Source organism: Pseudomonas sp. SMN5 (assembly GCF_052041925.1).
In the GTDB taxonomy this organism is placed as follows: domain Bacteria; phylum Pseudomonadota; class Gammaproteobacteria; order Pseudomonadales; family Pseudomonadaceae; genus Aquipseudomonas.
The window spans coordinates 1-2,514 of record NZ_JBKGGX010000055.1; the positions used below are offsets into that span (position 1 = coordinate 1).

The window sequence follows — 2,514 nt, forward strand, 5'->3', positions numbered from 1 at the left end:
ATGCCCACCAAATCAGCCACCGCCTTGCTGAAAGATCATGGCATCCGCTACGCACCGGCGGCATTCAATCGTGCCCTTGAAGCCAGGGGATACCTGACACAACTCAAGCGCAAAAACTCAAAGGGCGAAATGGTCGACTTCTGGTCCGTGACTGAAAAGGGCCTCCAGTACGGCAAGAACCTCACCAGCCCTCAATGCCCACGCGAGACGCAGCCACACTGGTATGTCGATCGCTTTCTCGAACTCGCCGGCCTGGTCGGCAAAGGAGCCAGATAATGGCCGGGGATTGGATCAAAATGCGAGTAGACCTTCAGACCCATCCGAAAGTGTTCCGCATGGTGTCCGCATTGAAAGCGGACAGGCTTCGGATTATCGGTGGACTGCACATCGCCTGGAGCATCTTCGATACGCATTCCGATGATGGCGTGCTTCACGGATACAGTGCGGACGCCATGGACGCGGTGATCGGCTGGCCTGGCTTTACTCAGGCCATGATCGACGTGCAGTGGGCATCTATCGACGACGATGGAAGCCTTGTAATGCCTCGCTTTGAAGAGCACAACGGGGCCAGCGCCAAGCGCCGGGCCAACGACAGCGAGCGCAAGCGCAACGATCGTAAAACCAAATCTGTCCGCAATGTGTCCGCAAGCGATGCGGACAATTTGCGGACCAGAGAAGAGAAGAGAAGAGAAGAGAAGAAAGAAGATCAAAAGCATGGTGCTGACGCACCGGCGAGGGTCGGCAAGTTCGACCCGCTGACAGCAAAGCCTGTCAATGTCTCTGACAAAGCCTGGGCGGACTGGTGCCAACACCGCAAGGAGATCCGTAAGCCGCTGACCGCCAAGAGCTGTGAGCAACAGGCCAAGGCGCTGGTGGGCCATTCAGCCCCGGACCAGGTGCTCGCCACCTCGATCGCCAATGGCTGGACCGGAATCTTCCCAGACAAACCCCTGGGCAACGTCCATCCGTTCCCACAATCGCGCCACACGGGTTTTGCTGACCGCGACTACACCGTAGGCCTGAAACTGCGTGAGGACGGCTCCTATGCGATCTGAGACAGTCCAGCCGACACCCGAACTGCCGCCGGGAACGCGTATCCAGCCGGCCAACTGTGAAACCCACGGCGCCTACGAGCAGAAGATATTCCCGCTCCTGGGCAAGGAGCTGAAGAGCGGGTGCCCTGAGTGCGGCCGCGAAGTCCGTGAGAAGGCCGAGGCCGCCGAGCGCGCCAACAAGGCCATGGAGCAGCGCATGGCGATGGAACGCAAGCTGGGTGCAGCCCTGATCCCCAAGCGCTTCGCCAGCAAGACCCTGGACGGCTATGTCGCCAAGACCGCGGAACAGCGCAAGGCGCTGAACACCTGCCGCCGTTACGCCGCCGAGTTCGCGCAGATTGCCGAAACCGGTCGTTGCCTGTTGCTGCTGGGCAAGCCCGGCACGGGCAAGACGCACCTGTCGGTAGCCATTGCCAACGAGATCATGGCCAGGACCACTGCCACGGCTGTGTACCGCACCTTGGGCGCGGTGCTCCAGCAGATCCGGGCGTCCTACGACCACACCAGCGAACAGAGCGAGAGCCAGATCCTGTCGAGCCTGATCAGCCCCTCGCTGCTCATCCTGGACGAGATCGGCGTGAGCAAGGAGAAGCCCAGCGACTTCGAGCTGACGACCCTGTTCGCGATCATCAACGGCCGGTACGAGGAAATGCGTCCGACCATCATCGTTTCCAACCTGGACGGCCAGGCGCTGCCCGGCGCCATCGGCGAGCGCTGCATTGACCGTCTGCGCGAGGGCGGGGTGATAGTTATCCCGTTCGAGTGGGAATCGCAGCGCGGAAAGGAAGGTTTTTGAAATGCTGAAGCCATTAGAAATATCTCAAGCCCGCGTTCGCGAGTTGTTTGATTGTCGCGAAGGGCGCCTGTACTGGCGGCACCGTGACGACGTAGTCGGTCGAGGGTGGAACGCTCGATGGGTTGGCAAAGAAGCCGGAGCGACACCCAAGTACAGCGGCTATCACAACGTGAAGATTGACGGAGTGTTTTATCGGCGCTGCCGACTGGTATGGATTTGGCACAACGGAGAGATTGCGGAAGGCGAATACATCGACCACGTAAATTGCAATCGTGGGGATGACTCGATCGAGAATCTTCGTATCGGTACTAGCAGTCAGAACAGCTACAACCGATCGAGCTACCGCGAATCAAAATTCTTGCGTGGCGTCTATCAGCCCGGCAACAAGGGGCGATTCCGAGCGCGAATCACTGCCGACCGAAAAGTCATAGAGCTTGGCGCGTTTCACTCCGAGCAAGAGGCGCATGAGGCGTACCTCTCAGCTGCCAAACGTCTTCACGGCGATTTCAGGAGCCGCTGCTCATATTCTGGAGTTCGGACATGACGCTCGATAAACAAAAACTCCAGGCCCTACTGTGGGCCGAGGTAGCCGCCTGGAGCGCATCGTCGCCTGACTGGCTGAGCAATTCCGAAGCGCTCGAAGAGTTCCTGGGCAAGCAGACG

3 protein-coding genes and 1 pseudogene are annotated in these 2,514 nt (G+C 59.4%); all 4 read left to right on the plus strand.

Annotated elements, in window-relative coordinates; translation table 11 throughout:
- Nucleotides 1-276: pseudogene (locus ACLEJR_RS26930) on the plus strand (BRO-N domain-containing protein); the annotation flags it as partial.
- Nucleotides 276-1,055: a Pyocin large subunit-like protein gene (locus ACLEJR_RS26935; protein ID WP_440817737.1), complete on the plus strand. Its 780-nt coding sequence runs from the start codon at nt 276-278 to the stop codon at nt 1,053-1,055. The pseudogene ACLEJR_RS26930 and the gene ACLEJR_RS26935, both read left to right, overlap by 1 nt.
- Complete coding sequence (locus ACLEJR_RS26940) at nt 1,045-1,851, plus strand: ATP-binding protein (RefSeq protein ID WP_440817738.1); 807 nt, start codon at nt 1,045-1,047, stop codon at nt 1,849-1,851. Before ACLEJR_RS26935 ends, ACLEJR_RS26940 begins: the two co-directional genes overlap by 11 nt.
- A 1-nt stretch (nt 1,852) precedes the next feature.
- Entirely contained in the window at nt 1,853-2,395 is a 543-nt protein-coding gene (locus ACLEJR_RS26945; RefSeq protein ID WP_440817741.1) for an HNH endonuclease signature motif containing protein, read from the plus strand.
- The last annotated feature ends 119 nt before the right edge of the window (nt 2,396-2,514 follow it).